Raw genomic sequence first — 16,718 nt, forward strand, 5'->3', positions numbered from 1 at the left:
GCTCGCCGGCCGCGCTGGTGCACCGGAGGCCTGAGGGCCGTCCGTCAGAGGCGGTGCCGGGGTGCCGCGCCGCCCTCGGCGGGGGCGGAACCCTGCACGGGCACCCGCTCCCCCAGCTGCCCGCCGTCCTGCCCACCGTCCTGCTCGGCGGTGGGGGCGGTGAACGGGGCGGTCGCGGTGGCGGCGGCCTGCTCGCCCAGCAGTTCCGCCTCGCCCTCGCCGACGGGGGTGGTGGAGGCCAGGGGCACCTCCGGCAGGAACAGGGCGATGACCGCGCCGACGAGGAACATCGGCACCAGCCACAGGAAGATGGGCGTGAGCGAGTCGGCGTAGGCGTTCACGACGCCGTCGGCGACGCCCGCGGGCAGCGAGCGCACGACCTCCGGGGTCAGCGAGGAGGTGCCGTGCCCGCCGGCGGTCGCACCGCCGGGCAGCAGGTCGCCCAGCCGGTCGGTGAGGCGGCCGGTGAAGACCGTGCCGAGGACGGCGACGCCCACGGTGACGCCGAGTTCGCGGAACAGGTTGTTCGAGGAGGTGGCGGTGCCGATCTCGCGCGGGTGCACCGCGTTCTGCACGGCCAGCACGATGATCTGCATGAACAGGCCCAGGCCGGCACCGAGGACGCCGACGTACACGCACAGCTGCCACAGCGGGGTGGACAGCTCCAGCGTGGACATGAGGAACATGGCCGCGCCGGCGACGAGGGTGCCGATCACCGGCAGCGCCTTGTAGCGGCCGGTCCTCGTCACCACGGCACCGGAGGCGATGCTGGTGACGAGCAGGGTCATCACCATCGGCAGCAGCAGCAGGCCGGACTCGGTGGCGTCCACGCCGTAGGCCATCTGCAGGTACGTCGGCAGGTACGCCAGCGCACCCATCATCCCGGCGCCGACGACGAGACCGAGCAGCGTGGTGACGACGAACGTGCGGTTGCGGAACAACCGCATCGGGATGACCGGCTCGGAGGCGCGCAGCTCGATCAGGACGAACGCGACGGACAGCACGACGGCGGCGACCGCCAGGCCCACGATGACCGGGGAGGTCCACTCGTGCTCGGTGCCGCCCCAGCTGGCGACGAGGACGATCGCGGTGAGGGCCAGCGCCAGGACGACCATGCCGGCGTAGTCGATCCTCGCGGTGTTCCTCCGCTTCGGCAGGTGGATCGTCAGCGCGGACACGGCCAGCGCCACGACGCCCAGCGGCAGGTTGATCCAGAAGACCCAGCGCCAGTCGACGGAGTCGGTCAGCCAGCCGCCCACCAGCGGGCCGGCGACGGCGGAGACGCCGAACACGGCACCCATGGGGGCCATGTACTTCGCGCGGTCCTTGGCGGGGACGACGTCCGCGATGATCGTCTGCGACATGATCATCAGGCCGGCGCCGCCGAGGCCCTGCAGGCCGCGGAACAGGATGAACTCGACCATGCCCTGCGCGAAACCGCACAGCGCGGACCCCAGCAGGAACAGCGAGATGGCCAGCAGGAACAGGTTCTTGCGGCCGACGAGGTCACCGAGCTTGCCGTACACCGGCATGGCGACCGTCAGCGCCAGGGTGTAGGCGGTGATGGTCCAGCTCATGTGCTCCAGGCCGTCGAGCTCCCCGACGATCGTGGGCAGGGCGGTGCCGACGATCGTCTGGTCGAGGGAGGCCAGCAGCATGACGAGCACGAGGGAGGCGAAGATCCACCCGACGCGGGGGGCGCGTTCGGCCCCCTGCGGTGCGGGCGGGGCGGTGGCGGTCACGGGCGTCTCCTGGGAGTGCGGCGGAGTTCGGGGAGTTCGGGGAGTTCGGGGGTCAGCCGGCGAGGCCGCGCAGGGCGGCGAAGACGGCGCGCACGGCGGCCACCGGGTCGGCCTCGGGGTCGTCCATCCAGCACTGCGCGGAGATCCGCGAGACCGTGGCGGCGGAGGCGGCCAGGACGCGGGCTCGCACGTCGTCGGCGCCGGGTTCGCGCTCGCGCACGGCGGCGGCCAGCTCCTCCTCGACGGCGGCGATGCGCCCCAGCACGACGGGCAGCAGGAGGGGGTTGTCGCCCACGACGCCGAACAGCCGGCGGGCGTCCTCGCGGTGCTGCGCCGAGCGCCCGGTCTGGGCGACGAGCATCTCCTCCAGGGCGTCCAGGGCCGGCCCGGTCCCGGTGCGGAACGCGGCGATCAGGTCGGCGTCCCAGGCGGGGGCGAAGTGCAGCAGCGCCTCGTCCTTGGACGGGAAGTAGTTGAAGAACGTGCGGCGCGAGACGCCCGAGCGGGCGGCGACGTCGTCGACGGTCACCTCGGCCCAGGGGCGCTCGCAGGCCAGGTCGAGGGCGGCGCGGGCGACGGCGGCGGTCGTCTCGGCGCGGCGGCGCTCGCGCAGGGGCGCGAGGGGTGGATCGGTGGGCACACCCGCACTTTGCACACCGTGCAAAGTGCGCGTCAAGTGCACGGCGCGCACGCCGTGCAGATCAGGGTCGGGGACCACCCGTCCGGGCGCACCGGGGCCGGGCGGCCCGCGCGGCACACCCGCGCGGGCGGTGCCTCAGGCCGCCCGCTCCTCGTCCTCCCCCTCGTCCGCGTCCAGCTCACCGGCGTCCGGCGCGCACGAGGTGCCCTGCAGCATCTCGGCCAGGCGCCACGCCTCGGCCCTGCTCAGGTGCAGGCCCATCTCCCGGTGGGTGCCCAGCCCGGAGTACAGCGCCACACCGGACAGGTCCGGCTCGAAGCCGTCGTCGTCGATGACGCTCAGGCAGATCCAGGGCTTCACCCCCGGGCGGAAGTGCGCCAGCCGCATCGGCGCGACGGAGCGCTCCCCCGTCAGGTAGGGCACGATCAGCCGCACGTAGGAGAGGTCGTACACCTCGGTGCGGCCCTCGGCGCTCAGGACGACGTCGGCGCCCCGGATGGTCACGGACTCGGCGGCGGTGGCTCCCATCTGCACCCGGCCCATTGCAGCGCACCCCCGCCGCCGGCGCACGCCGAGCGGGGCACGTCGAGCGGGGCACGTCGAGCGGGGCACGTCGAGCGGGGCACGCCGAGCGGGGCACGCCGAGCGGGTCGGCCGCGACGGTGCTGTGCTGGGCGCATGACCCGCATCGGAACCTCCGACCTCGACGTCCGCCCCCTGTGCCTGGGCGGCAACACCTTCGGCTGGACCTCCGACGAGGCCGAGTCGTACCGCGTGCTCGACGCCTTCGTCGACGGCGGCGGCGACTTCATCGACACCGCCGACGTCTACTCCGCCTGGAGCGACGGCGGCGCCGGCATCTCCGAGACCATCCTCGGCCGCTGGTTCGCCAGGTCCCGCAAGCGCGACGACGTGGTGCTCGCCACCAAGGTCGGCAAGGCCCCCGGCCTGGAGGGCCTGGCCGCCGGCACGATCCGGAAGGCCGTCGACGCCTCCCTGCAGCGCCTGGGCACCGACCGCGTCGACCTGTACTGGGCGCACGCCGACGACGAGGGCACGCCGATGGAGGAGACCCTCGGCGCCTTCGAGGAGCTCGTCACCGCCGGCAAGGTCCGCGCCCTCGGCGCCTCCAACTTCACCGGCCCCCGCCTGGAGCAGGCGCTGGAGACCTCCCGCCGCGAGGGCTTCACCGCCTACGCCGCGCTGCAGAACGAGTACAACCTCGTCGCCCGCGAGGAGTACGAGTCCGGCCCCGCCGACGTCGTCGCCGCCAACGGCCTGGCGATGGTGCCGTACTTCTCCCTCGCCTCCGGGTTCCTGTCCGGCAAGTACCGCCCCGGGCAGAGCGCCGACAGCGTCCGCAGCGCCAAGGCCTCCGCCCACCTGGACAGCCCCCGCGGCCAGCGGGTGCTGACCGCCCTCGACGAGGTGGCCGCCGCCCACGGCGCCGAGGTCGCCTCGGTCGCCCTGGCGTGGCTGCGCCACCAGCCCACCGTGCTGGCCCCGCTGGCCAGCGCCCGCACCGTCGAGCAGGTCGCCCCCCTGCTGGCCTCGGTGGAGCTGGAGCTGACCGAGGACGAGGTGGCCGCCCTGGAGCGCGCCTCCCGCTGACCCACCCCGCTCCCCCGCACGACGCGCGCGGGCTCTGCACGCTCCGGCGACGCACCCCGCGCGCGCGTGCCGCACAGTGGGGAGGTGACGTCCAGCACCGCCCCCACGGCCCCGGCGCCCACCCTGCGCGGCCCCGACCGCCGCGGCCTCGGCCGCTACGCCGCCACCGCCCTCGTGCACGCCGCCGCCCTCGCCGTCCTGTACGTGGTGTCCGTGCGCACCGTGCGCGGGCAGGTCGCCGAGGACGCCGTGCACCGCCTCGCCCTGCGCTCGGCCGACGCCGGGCTGCCCGCACCGGCCGAGCGGCTGCTGGACCTCGCCGGGCTCCTCGAACCCCTGCACCTGCTCGCCGGCGCCGCGCTCGTCGCCCTGGCCGGGCTGCTGCGCCGCGCCCCCGGCCGCGCCGCGCTCGGCCTGGGCGTGGCCGCCGGGACCCTGGCGCTCACCGAGCTGCTCAAGCTCGTCCTGCTGGACCGGCCGAACCTCATCAGCGCGTACGCCAACGGCGGCAACAGCCTGCCCAGCGGGCACACCGCCGGCGTGCTCGGCGTGTGCCTGGGCCTGCTGGTGGCCTCGCCACCGCGCTGGCGGGTGCTGCTGGCACCGCTCGGCGCCCTGGCCTCCGGCACGATGGCCGCCATGGTCGTCGCCGACGGCTGGCACCGCGTCAGCGACCCGCTGGCCTCCGCGCTCGTCGGCACCGCCGTCCTCGCCCTGGCCCTGGCCCTGCCCTGGGGCCGGCGCGGGCGGTGGGTGCGCGGGCGCCCCGGCGCCGTCACCGCCCTGGCCACCGGCGTGCCCGCCGCCTGCGCGCTCGCCCTCGCCGCCGCCTACGCCTGGCCCGGCGCCGGCCTGGGCACCGCCGTGGCCGCCCCCGGCCTCGCCGTCGCCGCCACCGTCCTGCTCGCCGCCGCCGCCCTGCCGCGGGAGGTGCGCGCGCGGGGCTGACGGCAGGATGGGGCCATGTCCCAGCAGCCCTCCCAGCAGCCCCCGGAAGACCCCACGCCGCCGGACGTGCGGCGCGAGCCCACCGACGGCGACCCCCGCGTGGTCGTCGTCACCCCGCAGGGCATGGGCATCGCCGAACCGCCCGAGGAGGGCGAGCCCGGCCCGGCCGACCTGGTCAGCCAGCCCGCCAAGGTCATGCGCATCGGCAGCATGGTCAAGCAGCTGCTGGAGGAGGTGCGCTCCGCGCCGCTGGACGAAGCCGGCCGCCACCGCCTCGCCGAGATCCACGACCGCTCCCTCGCCGAGCTGGAGGACGGCCTGGCCCCCGACCTCGTCGAGGAGCTGCGCCGCATCGCGCTGCCCTTCGCGGAGGGCTCCGCGCCTTCCGAGAGCGAGCTGCGCATCGCGCAGGCCCAGCTCGTCGGCTGGCTGGAGGGCCTCTTCCACGGCATCCAGACCGCGCTCGTCGCCCAGCAGATGGCCGCCCAGGCGCAGCTGCAGGAGATGCGGCGCGCCCTGCCCGGCGTCGTCCCGGGGGCTCCCGGGACGGGCGGGCCCGGCGGGCCCGGCGGGCAGCCGCGCGGCGGGGTGCCGCGAGCGCAGCCCGGCGGCACCGGCCAGTACCTGTGAGGCGAGGGCGCTGAAGCTCGCGTTCTGGCGCCGCACCCCCGACCCGCTGGGCCAGGGGGTGTGGGCGCGCGCCGAGCACACCGTGGACCGGGCGGTTCGCCGCGTCGAGCAGGTCGTCGACGGCTGCCCGCCCGGTCCCGAGCGCACCGCGCTGGAGGCGTACCTGCCGCGGGTGGACCTCGTCGCCCGCGCCGCGCGGGCCAGCGCCCTGCGCGCGCAGGCCGAGGCCCCCTCGGACGGGTTCACCGTCCCCGCCGGCCCCGAGGGCCGTCACCCCGAGGTGCACCGGCGCCTGACCCGCACCGCCACCGCGTGCGCGCAGGTCGCCGAGGCCGCCGCGATGGTCCGCGTCGGCGGCGGGTCGCTGGACGCCGTGGAGCGCGCCGTGGTGCGCGCCGAGGAGCTCGCGGGCCTGCGCTGAGCCGCCGTCCGGTGCTGCTGGACCACCGTCCGGTGCTCCCGCCGGGCGGCGGCCGGCTCAGCGGCGGGGGACGTCGGGGCCGTGCCCGCGGGTGGGTGAGAGGTCCTGCGGCGCGACGAGGCCGGGGTTCAAGCTGGCCATCTCCTGCTCCTTGCCGCTGGCCCACTGGGCGATGAGCAGGGTGGCGTCGTCCTGCAGGACGCCGTCCTGGTGCTCCAGGACGTCGTGGACGATGCGGCGCACCGTCTCGGGCGTGGGCTGGCCGGCGGACGCCGCCCGCTCCAGGTGGTCCGTCAGTCCGTCCCGGCCGAAGAAGGCGCCGTCGGGGCTGCGGGCCTCGGTGATGCCGTCGGTGTGCAGGACGACCCAGTCGTCCGGTTGCAGCCACTCCTCACCGACGCTGACCCGCTCCGCGCCCGAACCCGGCCCCTGGCCCAGGCCGAACACGATCCGGTGCCCGCCGGTCAGCTCCTTGACCACCCTGCCCTCCCGCATGAGCAGCGGGGGCTCGTGCCCGGCGTTGAGGTAGCGCAGCCGCCCCGTCGCCAGGTCCAGCTCCCCGAGCACGCCGGTGACGAAGCGCTCGGCGCCGCCCTGGGCGGCGATGTGCTCGTCCAGGGTGCGGGCGCACTCGTGCAGGCCGTGCTCGGCGCGGCGGCTGGTGCGGTACGCGGACAGCGCCACCGCGGCCAGCAGGGTGCCGGGCAGGTCGTGGCCGGTGGCGTCGAAGACGGCCAGGTGCGCGGTGCCGTTCAGGACGCTGTAGTCGAAGGCGTCGGCGGCCACCTCGTAGGCCGGCTCCAGCAGCCCGGAGACCAGCAGGCCCTCGCACCCGAAGGTCAGCGGGGGCAGCAACCGCCACAGCAGCTCCGAGGCCACCGAGCGCGGGCGCTGGTGGCGCAGCCGGGTCAAACCCTCGCCGTAGGGGGCCTTGGCCACCACCAGGTGACCAGCCAGGTGGGCGAACAGCTCACACCGCTCGGCGAAGACCTCCGTGTCCATGTCGGTGCCCTCCGGCACCGTGAGCTCCAGGACGCCGAGCCGGTCCACCCCGTCCAGCAGCGGCAGCCAGATCCCCGGCTGCCCGGAGGTGGAGCGCAACGGCTCCACCGTGCGGAAGCACCGCCCGGCCAGGGTCGTCTCGACCGCCTGCGGCACCCGCTGGGGCGCGCCGGCCACCGGTGCGGGCACCAGCAGGCGCTGCTCGTAGTCGACGAGGTAGATCCCCGCGCTCCAGCCCAGCTCGGCCACCGCCTGCTGCACCGCGTCGGGCACCTGGCCGGGGGTGGCCAGGTGGGCGCGGTCGAGCAGCACGCGCACCACGGCCAGCGTCCGCGAGTGCTGCGCCGCCTGATCCGCCGCCTGGTCCGCCGCCTGATCCGCCGCCTGGTCCGCCGCCTGCTCCGGGGTCACGGGTGTCGACGCTATGCCACCAGCGGTGCGGTGGTGGTGGGCCCGGTCACCCGGGCGGTGCGCACCGACGGCCGCCACCGGTCCCCGTGTCGGACCTCCCTGTCAGAGTGTGTCCGTCAGACCACGGAACGCTCACCAGGGGGATCCAGCGGTGCACATCGACAACGCTCGTGAGCTCAAGGCCCAGCTGCGGGCCCGCTCCGTCGCGGTGGCCTCCGCCGCCCCCGGCGGCGTCGCCGGCGTCGGCATCAGCGTGCTCGGCGCCGGCCCCGGCGGGCCGCGCTACGGGCTGGCCGTCCGCTACTCCGGCGAGCGCGGCGAGGCCCTGCTCGGGCAGGCCCGCGCCCTGGCCGGCACGGCCGCCGCCGCCGAGCTCGACGTGCGCGACGTCGGCCGCGTGCGCGCTCTGACCGCCCCCGCCGCCGGGCGCGCCTGGACCGCCGCCGAGCTGCGCCGCCGCGTGCGTCCCCTGCACCCCGGCCTGTCCATCGCGCACCGCGACGTCACCGCCGGCACCCTCGGCGCGTTCGTCACCGTCACCGGCTCCGACGGCGTGTACGCCCTGTCCAACAACCACGTCCTGGCCGACTCCGACCAGGCCGCCCTCGACGACCCGGTGCTGCAGCCCGGCCCCGCCGACACCGGCCGCGGCACCGACCGCGTCGGCCGCCTCGCGCGCGCCGTCCCCCTCGACGCCGGCGGCGGCAACGCCGTCGACGCCGCCCTGGCCCTGCTGGAGGACCTCGGCACGGGCGACGGGCCCGGCTGGGAACCCGTCTACCCCGTGGGGCGGCTGACCGGCTGGGCCGACGCCGACGACGAGGTCGCCGTGGAGAAGGTGGGCCGCACCACCGGTCTGACCCGCGGGCGCGTCAGCGCCATCGAGCTGGACGGCGTGGCCGTGGAGTACCCCGTGGGCGTGGTCTCCTTCGACGGGCAGGTGGAGGTCACCGGCGACGCCGGCGCGTTCTCCGCCGGCGGCGACTCCGGCTCCCTGGTGTACCGCCCCGACACCCGCGAGGCGGTCGGGCTGCTCTTCGCCGGCAGCGAGCGCGGCGGCGCGGACGGCACCGGCCTGACGTTCTGCAACCCGATCGGCCTTGTGCTCGACGCCCTCGGTGCGACACTGGTCGTGTGAGCCCAGGTGACACCTCAGGTGTGGCCCCCTCTTCCCGGGGCGAGGTCGGTGCCGCGCGCGCCGCGAAGGCGCACGTCCGTCAGATGGTGGGCGGTGACTCGCGGGTCAACGGCATCGGCCTGACCAAGTGGCGGCAGTCGTGGGCGGTGAGGGTCAACGTCGCCGACGACGCGGACCGCCCCGAGCTGCCCGAGACGGTGGACGGCGTGCCCGTCCTCGTGCGCGGCATCGGGGTCGTCACCCCGCACGGCGGCTGAGCAGCCGCTCCAGCACCACCGCCACCCCGTCCTCGCCGCAGGCGCCCGCCACCCCGTCCGCGGCGGCCACCGCGTCCGGGTGCCCGTCGGCCACCGCGTACGAGCGGCCCGCCCAGCGCAGCATCTCCAGGTCGTTGGGCATGTCCCCGAACGCCACCACGCCCTCCGGGCCGGCGCCGCGCTCGCGCGCCACCTCCGCCAGGGTGCTCGCCTTGCTGACGCCCGGCGCCATGACCTCGATGAGCGAGTCCACCGCGTTCGAGTGCGTCACGCCCACCAGGTCGCCCAGCGCGCCCCGCGCCACCTCGAGCATCTCGTCGCTGGAGACCCCGGGGCACTTGGCGAGGACCTTCACGACCGGCGGGCTGTCCGCCAGCTGCTCCTCCAGCGGCCCGACACCGTGCTCCAGGCCCGTGTCGAACCTCGTGGCGTAGCGCTCCTCGCGGCGGAAACCGGTCACGGCCTCCAGGGCGAAGCCGATGCCGGGCAGCAGCGGGCGCAACCGGTGCACCACCTCCAGCACCACCCCGGCGTCCAGGGCGTGCCGGCGCACGACCCGGTCGGCGTCCAGGTCGTAGACGACGGCGCCGTTCGCGCACACCACCTGCCCGGCCAGGCCCGCCTCCCGCGCCAGCGGCGTCACCCAGCGCGGCGGGCGGCCCGTCACCGGCACCACGGGGATGCCGGCGGCCGCGCACGCCGCGAACGCCGCCAGGGTGCGCGCCGAGACGCCGCGCTCGCGCGGGACGATCGTGCCGTCGAGGTCGGTGGCGACCAGGCGCCAGGAGGCGGCGAAGGCGCCCTCCGCCGCGTCGTCGACGGGCAGCGGCTGCGCCTGGGTGCTCACCCGCCCATCGTGCCAGCCGCCGGGGACGCTCAGCCGGGCAGGACGGTGACCGGGCACCGCACGCCCGGGGCCCGGCTCAGGCGGCGGCCGGTGCCCCGCGGCGGTCGGCGCGCACCGCCACCAGCAGCGAGCAGCAGGCCGCCAGCGCCGCCCCCACCATGACCGTCGCCATGGCGCGCTCGTCACCGCCCAGCGCCCCGGCCACGGTGCCCACCGCGCCACCGAGGCCGAACTGGGCCGCCGTCACCAGCGCGGCGGCCGACCCGGCGGTGCGGCCGTGCTCGGCCAAGGCGCAGGTGACGGCGTTCGGTGAGATCAGCCCGCCGCTGCCCAGCAGGAACCACAGCGGCACCAGCAGCCCGACCAGGCCGCCGGCACCGGTGAGGGCCACGGCGAGCACGACGAGCGAGAGCGCCGCGCTCAGCGGCACGCCGACGCGCAGCAGCGACAGCGGCGCGAACCGCGACACGAGGGCGGCGTTGAGCTGGGTGCCGCCGACGAGCGCGACGCCGTTGAGCGCGAAGAGCAGGGCGAACTGCGTGGTGGACAGCCCGTGGACCTCCTGGAACACGAACGGCGAGACGGAGACGTAGCAGACGATCACGGCCATCGCCAGGCCCGGCAGCAGGGCGAACCCGACGAACCGGCGGTCGCGCAGCAGCCGCGCGTACGTGCGCAGCGCGCGCCCGAGGGTGCCGCGCACCCCCGGCCCGGCCCCGCCGGCGTCCGGTCGCGTCTCCGGCAGCCGCCGGCGCACCGTCAGCACCAGCACGACACCGGCCACCGCCAGCACCACGAACACCGCCCGCCACCCCGCGACGCCGGCCAGGGCCCCGCCGACCGTCGGAGCGAACAGCGGCGCCACCCCGATGACGAGCACCAGCCGCGACATCAGCCGCGCGGCGGCGGAGCCGGTGAACAGGTCGCGCACCACGGCCATGCCCGTCACCGCCCCCGCCGCCACCCCCAGGCCCTGCAGGAACCGGGAGCCCACGAGCACCGGCAGGCTCGGCGCCACCGCGCACAGCAGGGACGCCAGCACGAAGAGGCAGAACCCGACCACCACCGGCGGGCGGCGGCCGTAGCGGTCGCTGAGGGGACCGACGACGAGCTGGCCCAGCGCCATGCCGACGAGCACGACGGTGATCGTCAGCTGGGCGGCGGAATCGGTGGAGCCCAGGTCGGAGGCCACCTGCGGCAGGGACGGCAGGTACAGGTCGGTGTTGATCGCGCCCAGCGCCGCCATGGAGCCCAGCAGCACCACCAGGCCGACCGTGCGCGGCGGGGCGGGGCGCTGCTCGTCCAGCGACTCCGGCACGGCCGGTCCCGCGGTGGAGGGGGCGACGTCGGCGACGGCGGCGTCGGCCACCGCGGTGTCCCGGTCGGGCACCTCGTCGGCGCGGGGGCGGGGTGCTCCGAGGGCTCCGGCGCGCTGCGGCGGTGGGCAGGCCCTCACCTCCCGGGCCGCGGCGGTGGGGTCGGGGGACGAGGGGGTGCCGGGCACGGGGGGATCTCCAGGGCGAGGGGGTGGGCCGGTCGCGCGCCGGGGCTCCGCGACGGCTCCACGTCGGCCCGCGCTGCTGCGCGCCGGCCGTCGCCCCGACGTTCGAGGGGTGCCCCCGAACCGGTTCGGTGAAACGTGGCAGCCCCGGCACGCCCTGCTCCCCCACCCCCCTACCGTGATCTTGCACGGTTGAGCGCTCACTCGTGCAAGATCACGGTGGGGGGGTGGGGGAGGAGCGGGGGGTTAGAGCCAGGGAGGGCGCGGGCCGGTGCCGGTGCCGGTGCGGTAGCGGCCGGCCTGCTCCCACGGCTCGCGACCGGTCACCGCGCGCAGCGCCCGCAACTGGGCGCGGGTGGCCGCCAGCCGCCACCGCCCCCCCGGGCCCCGGGCCGCGCGGCCGGGCGCGGCGGCGGCCGGGCGCGGCGGCGACCGGCGCCAGCACCGGCGACAGCAGCAGCTCCGCGGCCGCCGTCAGCCCCGCGCAGAACGGCGCCTCCGCGCGGGTCAGGCCCGGCGGGGCGAGCAGGAACCGGCGCAGGTCCGGCCGGGACGGGTTCCAGCACCGGCGCGCACCCCGCCAGCGCACCGGCCAGCTCCGCCTCGGTCGCGGGCAGGTCGGTGGCGCCCAGCGCCCGCGCCGTGCGGGCCCAGTCGCGCACGTACGCGTCCGCCCACGACGGGCCGAACCGGCCCGACAGGTCCGCGCCCAGCTCGCGGTGGGCGGCCAGGAAGGCGTCGGTGAACGCCAGGTGCACCCAGCGCAGCAGGTCCGCGTCCCGCGCGGAGTACGCGCGCCCGTCGGCGGTCTCCCCGCGCACCCGCCGGTGCACCCCGCGCACGCGGGCGCAGTCCCGCTCGGCCAGCTCCGCCGAGCCGAACGTGCACACCGCCAGCCAGCGGGCGGTCCCGGCCAGGCGCGCCCGTCGGGTCGCCCGCCACCCGGGCGCGGAAGGTGCGCCGCACCCGCTCCAGGGGACCGCGCGGGGCGGGCGGGACGGGCACGGCGGCGGGGCCCTCAGGAGGCGGCGCGGGTCTCGGCCGGCGCGTCCAGCAGGTCCTCCAGGACCTCGGCGAGCCCGTCGTCGTCCACGTGACCGGTCACCTCGTCGGCCGCGGCGCGCACCTCCTCGGGTGCGTTGCCCATCGCGACGCCGCGCGCCGCCCACTGCAGCATCTCCACGTCGTTGCGGCCGTCGCCGACCGCGAGCGTCGCCGAGCGCGGCACGTCCAGCCGCAGCCGCACCTCCTCCAGTGCGCTGGCCTTCGTGACGCCGTCCGGCGCGAGGTCCAGCCACGCCGTCCAGCCCACCGAGTACGCCACGCCGTGCAGGCCGATGCTCGCCACGAGCTCCCCGAACTGCGCCGAGGTGTGCTCCGGGCTGCGCACCACCACGCGCATCACCGGCTCGTCGAACATCTCCTCGAAGGGGACGACCTCGACCTCACCGGTCAGCTCGCCGTCCGGGAAGGGACCGGTCACCTTGAACCCGCGACCCAGGACCTCCACCGCGAACAGGCCGGTCGGGATGCTCTCGTGCAGCGCCTGCGCGGCCCGCGAGGCGTCGAAGGTGTGCAGGGACACCACCCGGTACCCCTCCGGCTCGGAGCGGTCCAGCTGCACCGTCACCGCGCCGTTGCTGCACACGCAGAACCCCTCGTGCAGGCCCAGCCGCTGCAGCACCGGCAGCACGCCGTGCAGGGACCGGCCGGTGGCGACGACGACGTGGGCGCCCGAGGACGCCAGCCGCTGCACCGCCTCCCGGACGCGGTCGGACATCGCCTCGTCGTGGTCGACGATCGTGCCGTCGACGTCGAGCGCGACCAGCGCGCCCCGCAGCCCCCCGTTCACGTCAGCGACCCTAACCACCGCGCGCGCACCCGGCCCGGCGAGACGCGCGGCACCACCCGTCCGGTGGGGTGCGGGAGCTCAGGCGGGGGTGAGCACGTCCAGGCCCAGGTACGGGCGCAGCGCCTCCGGCACCCGCACCGACCCGTCGGGCTGCTGGTGGTTCTCCAGGATCGCCACGATCCAGCGGGTCGTGGCCAGGGTGCCGTTGAGGGTGGCGACGGGGCGGGTGCCGCCCTCCTCGGTGCGCTCGCGCACGCCCAGGCGCCGCGCCTGGAACGTCGTGCAGTTCGAGGTGGACGACAGCTCCCGGTAGGCGCCCTGGGAGGGCACCCACGCCTCGCAGTCGAACTTGCGGGCCGCGGAGCTGCCCAGGTCCCCCGCGGCGGTGTCGATCACCCGGTAGGGCACCTCCACCGCGGCGAGCATCGCCTCCTCCAGCTCCAGCATCCGCCGGTGCTCCGCCTCGGCGTCCTCGGGGCGGCAGTAGGAGAACATCTCCACCTTGTGGAACTGGTGGACGCGCACGATGCCGCGGGTGTCCTTGCCGTAGGAGCCGGCCTCGCGCCGGTAGCAGGCCGACCAGCCCGCGTACCGCTCCGGGCCGGCGGACAGGTCGAGGATCTCGTCGGCGCGGTAGCCCGCCAGCGCCACCTCGGAGGTGCCGGTGAGGTAGAGGTCGTCCTCCTCCAGCCGGTACACCTCCGCTGCGTGCGCACCGAGGAACCCGGTGCCCGCCATCACCTCCGGCTTCACCAGCGTCGGGGTGATCATCGGGGTGAGGCCGGCCTCGACGGCGCGCGCCACGGCGAGGTTCAGCAGCGCCAGCTCCAGCCGCGCCCCCACACCGGTGAGGAAGTAGAACCGCGAGCCGGACACCTTCGCGCCGCGCTCGGTGTCGATCGCCCCGAGCAGCTCGCCGAGCTCCAGGTGGTCGCGCCAGGCGTCCAGCCCCTCCGGCAGCTCCGGCTTCGCCCCGACCTCCTTCAGCACGACGTAGTCGTCCTCGCCGCCGGGCGGCACGCCGTCGGCGACGACGTTGGGGATGGAGCGCATCGCCGCGTCGAACTCCTGCGCGGCGGCGTCGGCCTCGGCCTGGGCGGCCTTCACCTGCTCGGCGAGCTCCTTCACGCCGGCCAGCAGGGCCTGCTTCTCCTCGCCCTTCGCCTTCGCGACGTCCTTGCCGCGGGACTTCTGCTCCGCGCGCAGCCGCTCGAACTCGGCGATGGCGCCGCGGCGGCGCACGTCGGCGGCCAGCGCCCGGTCGACGGCGGCCTCGTCCTCGCCGCGGGCGCGCTGGCTGGCGCGGACGGCGTCGGGGTCGTCCCGGAGCAGGCGCAGGTCGATCACGCGCCGACCCTAACGGAGCGCCCGTCCCGGCGCCGCGCCCGCGCGCACGGCCTCCCGGTAGCGTGACGGGCGTGGCGGGGGGCGACCTGTGGGGCGCGGGCGCGCTCGCCGTGGTGCTGGCGGTGCTGCTCGCGGTGGTGTGCGCGCTGCTGGTGCGCGAGCGGCGCACCGGCCGGCGGTTGCGGGCCCTGGTGCAGGAGGTCTCCGCCCCGGCGCTGGAGGCGGCGCCGCCGAGGAGGCCGCGAGCCGCGATCGTGGTGAACCCGACGAAGTTCGCGCACCTCGACGAGCAGGCGCTGCGCCGCCGGCAGGCGTACACCGCGGCGGTGTTCCGCTCCCACGGCTGGGAGGACCCGCTGTGGCTGGAGACGACGCCCACCGAGCGCGGCGCCGAGCAGGCCCGCGAGGCGCTGGGGCAGGGCGTCGACATCGTCCTGGCGGCCGGCGGGGACGGCACCGTGCGCGCCGTCGCGGAGGCGCTGACGGGCAGCGGGGTGCCGATGGGGCTGCTGCCGGCCGGCACCGGCAACCTGCTGGCGCGCAACCTGGAGGTGCCGCACGCGGACCTGGCCGCCGCGCTGGACCTGGTGTTCTCCGCGCCCGACACGGCCGTGGACGTGGGGTGGCTGACGGTGGACCGCACCGGCGCGGACACCGACCCGGAGCAGCACCTCTTCACGGTCATGGCGGGGCTGGGGTTCGACGCGGCGGTGATGGCGGGCGTCGAGGACCGCCTCAAGCGGCACCTGGGGTACGGCGCGTACGTGGTCTCGGGCGCGCGGGCGCTGTGGGGCCCGCAGGCGCGGGTGCGGGTGCGGGTGGACGACGGCGAGGAGGTCGGCGTGCGCACCCGTGCGGTCATCGTGGGCAACTGCGGCCGGCTGACGCGCAACCTGGTGCTGATGCCGGACGCCCGCATCGACGACGGCCTGCTGGACGCCGTGGTGCTGTCCCCGCGCGGCGGCATCGCGTGGGGCGAGGTGGCGTGGGCGATCGTCACCCGGGACCGGCGCGGTCAGCGGCGGGTGCAGCGGCTGCGCGGGCGCACCGTCGAGGTGCGCTGCACCGAGCCGCAGGAGGTGGAGCTGGACGGTGACCCGGTCGGCACGGCGCTGCGCATCCGCGTCGCCGTGGAGCCGGGTGCGCTGCTGGTGCGCTGCCCCCCGCTGCCCCGCTGATCCCCCCGCCCGGCGGCCCTCGGCCGCTCGGGTGAACCCGCCGGGCCGGTTCGCGGAAAACGCCTCCCGGACGGGGCGCGGGACGGCACAGTCGTCGGGTGCTCGCCGCCCGCCAGGACCGCCGACGCGCGCGGCGGGGACACCGCCCCGCGCGGCGCGCCCTGTGGTCCGCCGCGCTGGTGCTGGCGATGGCGGTGGGCGTGCCGGCGCTGGAGCGCACCGGCCTGACCGACGGCGCGGGGGTGGCGTCCGCCGAGCCGCGGCGCTACCCGACGCCGGGGTTCGAGTCGGGCGGCGCCCCGCTGGGGGCGCCCGAGCCGGTCGCGGTGCCCAGCGCGTCCTGGTCGGCGCAGGAGCGGGGCGCGGACGGCGAGCCGGCGCGCTGGGACCCGTGCCGGCCGGTGCACTACGTGGTGAACCCCGCGGGGATGCCGCCCGGCGGTCAGGAGGTGCTGGACTCGGCGCTGGAGCGGGTCTCGCGCGCCACGGGCCTGCGCTTCGTCTTCGACGGCACCACCGACGAGACGGACCGGGCGACGCCGTACGACCCGCACCGCTGGGGCGACCGGTGGGCGCCCGCGCTGCTGCGCTGGAACCTGCCGGAGGAGCGCGGCGAGGGGCACGGCGAGGGGCACGGAGCCGGCGAGCAGGGCGCGGGCGGGGTGGTCCTGGGCCGCGGCGGGCCGGTGATGGCGCGCACGTCCTCGGGACGCGCGGTGGTCGTGTCCGGCACGGCGGGGGTGACGGCCAGCGCGCTGGGCGACCTGGGCGACCCGGAGGTGCGCCTGCGGGTGCGGGCGGTGTGGTTGCACGAGCTGGCGCACATGGTGGGCCTGGGCCACGTGGAGGACGCCGCGCAGCTGATGAACCCCCAGTTCACCGGGGTGCCGGGTTTCGCGGCGGGGGACCTGACGGGCCTGGCCGCGCTGGGCACCGGTCCCTGCCTCGGCGAGGTCTGACCCGCGCCCCCTCACCCCGCCCCGCCCCGCCCCGCGGTGGTCTTGCACGGTCGAGCGCTCGACCGTGCAAGACCACCGCGGGGCGGGGCGGGGCGGGGTGAGGGGGCGCGGGTCAGACCTCGCCGAGGCAGGGACCGGTGCCCAGCGCGGCCAGGCCCGTCAGGTCCCCCGCCGCGAAACCCGGCACCCCGGTGAACTGGGGGTTCATCAGCTGCGCGGCGTCCTCCACGTGGC

Annotated in this window: 17 protein-coding genes; 8 read left to right on the forward strand and 9 right to left on the reverse strand. The window is 76.8% G+C overall.

The features are described 5' to 3' along the window. Positions 1 to 44: 44 nt before the first annotated feature. The 3 genes from V9U69_RS15585 to V9U69_RS15595 form a co-directional block, all read right to left on the reverse strand. Positions 45 to 1,742: an MDR family MFS transporter gene (locus tag V9U69_RS15585; protein ID WP_337062769.1), complete on the reverse strand. Its 1,698-nt coding sequence runs from the start codon at positions 1,740 to 1,742 to the stop codon at positions 45 to 47. Between the two features lie 52 nt (positions 1,743 to 1,794). Further along, positions 1,795 to 2,382, reverse strand: coding sequence for a TetR/AcrR family transcriptional regulator (locus V9U69_RS15590; RefSeq protein ID WP_337062770.1), 588 nt, complete (start codon positions 2,380 to 2,382; stop codon positions 1,795 to 1,797). 135 nt (positions 2,383 to 2,517) lie between these two features. After that, the gene (locus V9U69_RS15595) at positions 2,518 to 2,916 is read right to left on the reverse strand and encodes a hypothetical protein (RefSeq protein ID WP_337062771.1); all 399 of its coding nucleotides are present in this window, start codon (positions 2,914 to 2,916) and stop codon (positions 2,518 to 2,520) included. A gap of 144 nt (positions 2,917 to 3,060) precedes the next feature. On the opposite strand from V9U69_RS15595, the gene V9U69_RS15600 reads away from it, so the two are divergent. The 4 genes from V9U69_RS15600 (at position 3,061) to V9U69_RS15615 (ending at position 5,992) form a co-directional block, all read left to right on the forward strand. After that, positions 3,061 to 3,993, forward strand: a complete 933-nt coding sequence (locus V9U69_RS15600) for an aldo/keto reductase (protein WP_337062772.1) — start codon at positions 3,061 to 3,063, stop codon at positions 3,991 to 3,993. Positions 3,994 to 4,077: 84 nt separating this feature from the next. Continuing rightward, complete coding sequence (locus tag V9U69_RS15605; protein ID WP_337062773.1) at positions 4,078 to 4,941, forward strand: phosphatase PAP2 family protein; 864 nt, start codon at positions 4,078 to 4,080, stop codon at positions 4,939 to 4,941. 15 nt (positions 4,942 to 4,956) lie between these two features. Next, positions 4,957 to 5,571 carry a bacterial proteasome activator family protein gene (locus V9U69_RS15610; RefSeq protein WP_337062774.1) on the forward strand — a complete coding sequence of 205 codons (615 nt, stop codon included), beginning with the start codon at positions 4,957 to 4,959 and terminating at the stop codon, positions 5,569 to 5,571. Positions 5,572 to 5,653: 82 nt separating this feature from the next. Next, positions 5,654 to 5,992 (forward strand): hypothetical protein, encoded by a 339-nt coding sequence (locus V9U69_RS15615; RefSeq protein WP_337062775.1) that lies wholly within the window; start codon positions 5,654 to 5,656, stop codon positions 5,990 to 5,992. Positions 5,993 to 6,049: 57 nt separating this feature from the next. Here V9U69_RS15615 and V9U69_RS15620 read toward each other — a convergent pair whose 3' ends face one another. Continuing rightward, complete coding sequence (locus V9U69_RS15620; protein ID WP_337062776.1) at positions 6,050 to 7,405, reverse strand: PP2C family protein-serine/threonine phosphatase; 1,356 nt, start codon at positions 7,403 to 7,405, stop codon at positions 6,050 to 6,052. Positions 7,406 to 7,556: 151 nt separating this feature from the next. On the opposite strand from V9U69_RS15620, the gene V9U69_RS15625 reads away from it, so the two are divergent. Both V9U69_RS15625 and V9U69_RS15630 read left to right on the forward strand, forming a co-directional pair. After that, positions 7,557 to 8,543, forward strand: a complete 987-nt coding sequence (locus tag V9U69_RS15625; RefSeq protein ID WP_337062777.1) for a hypothetical protein — start codon at positions 7,557 to 7,559, stop codon at positions 8,541 to 8,543. 20 nt (positions 8,544 to 8,563) lie between these two features. Further along, positions 8,564 to 8,800, forward strand: coding sequence for a hypothetical protein (locus V9U69_RS15630; RefSeq protein WP_337062778.1), 237 nt, complete (start codon positions 8,564 to 8,566; stop codon positions 8,798 to 8,800). Here V9U69_RS15630 and V9U69_RS15635 read toward each other — a convergent pair. The 5 genes from V9U69_RS15635 to serS form a co-directional block, all read right to left on the reverse strand. Continuing rightward, on the reverse strand, positions 8,781 to 9,647 hold the full coding sequence (locus tag V9U69_RS15635) for an HAD family hydrolase (protein WP_337062779.1): 867 nt from the start codon (positions 9,645 to 9,647) through the stop codon (positions 8,781 to 8,783). The genes V9U69_RS15630 and V9U69_RS15635 overlap by 20 nt on opposite strands. Before the next feature lie 76 nt (positions 9,648 to 9,723). Continuing rightward, positions 9,724 to 11,151, reverse strand: coding sequence for a multidrug effflux MFS transporter (locus tag V9U69_RS15640; RefSeq protein WP_337062780.1), 1,428 nt, complete (start codon positions 11,149 to 11,151; stop codon positions 9,724 to 9,726). 320 nt (positions 11,152 to 11,471) lie between these two features. Further along, positions 11,472 to 12,038: an oxygenase MpaB family protein gene (locus V9U69_RS15645; protein ID WP_337062781.1), complete on the reverse strand. Its 567-nt coding sequence runs from the start codon at positions 12,036 to 12,038 to the stop codon at positions 11,472 to 11,474. A 128-nt stretch (positions 12,039 to 12,166) separates the two neighbouring features. Further along, positions 12,167 to 13,000, reverse strand: coding sequence for an HAD family hydrolase (locus tag V9U69_RS15650; protein WP_337062782.1), 834 nt, complete (start codon positions 12,998 to 13,000; stop codon positions 12,167 to 12,169). A 78-nt stretch (positions 13,001 to 13,078) separates the two neighbouring features. Beyond that, entirely contained in the window at positions 13,079 to 14,347 is a 1,269-nt protein-coding gene (gene serS / locus V9U69_RS15655; RefSeq protein WP_337062783.1) for a serine--tRNA ligase, read from the reverse strand. A 71-nt stretch (positions 14,348 to 14,418) separates the two neighbouring features. On the opposite strand from serS, the gene V9U69_RS15660 reads away from it, so the two are divergent. After that, positions 14,419 to 15,525: a diacylglycerol/lipid kinase family protein gene (locus V9U69_RS15660; protein WP_337062784.1), complete on the forward strand. Its 1,107-nt coding sequence runs from the start codon at positions 14,419 to 14,421 to the stop codon at positions 15,523 to 15,525. Positions 15,526 to 15,623: 98 nt separating this feature from the next. After that, a complete protein-coding gene (locus tag V9U69_RS15665) occupies positions 15,624 to 16,484 on the forward strand; it encodes a hypothetical protein (RefSeq protein ID WP_337062785.1) in 861 nt (286 codons plus the stop codon). The last annotated feature ends 234 nt before the right edge of the window (positions 16,485 to 16,718 follow it).

Source organism: Kineococcus sp. G2, assembly GCF_037154035.1.
GTDB lineage: Bacteria > Actinomycetota > Actinomycetes > Actinomycetales > Kineococcaceae > Kineococcus.

Bases quoted from the DNA above. Each gene is read 5' to 3' on its own strand.
- V9U69_RS15610 (WP_337062774.1), top strand. From the start codon at position 4,957: ATGTCCCAGCAGCCCTCCCAGCAGCCCCCGGAAGACCCCACGCCGCCG.
- V9U69_RS15600 (WP_337062772.1), top strand. From the start codon at position 3,061: ATGACCCGCATCGGAACCTCCGACCTCGACGTCCGCCCCCTGTGCCTG.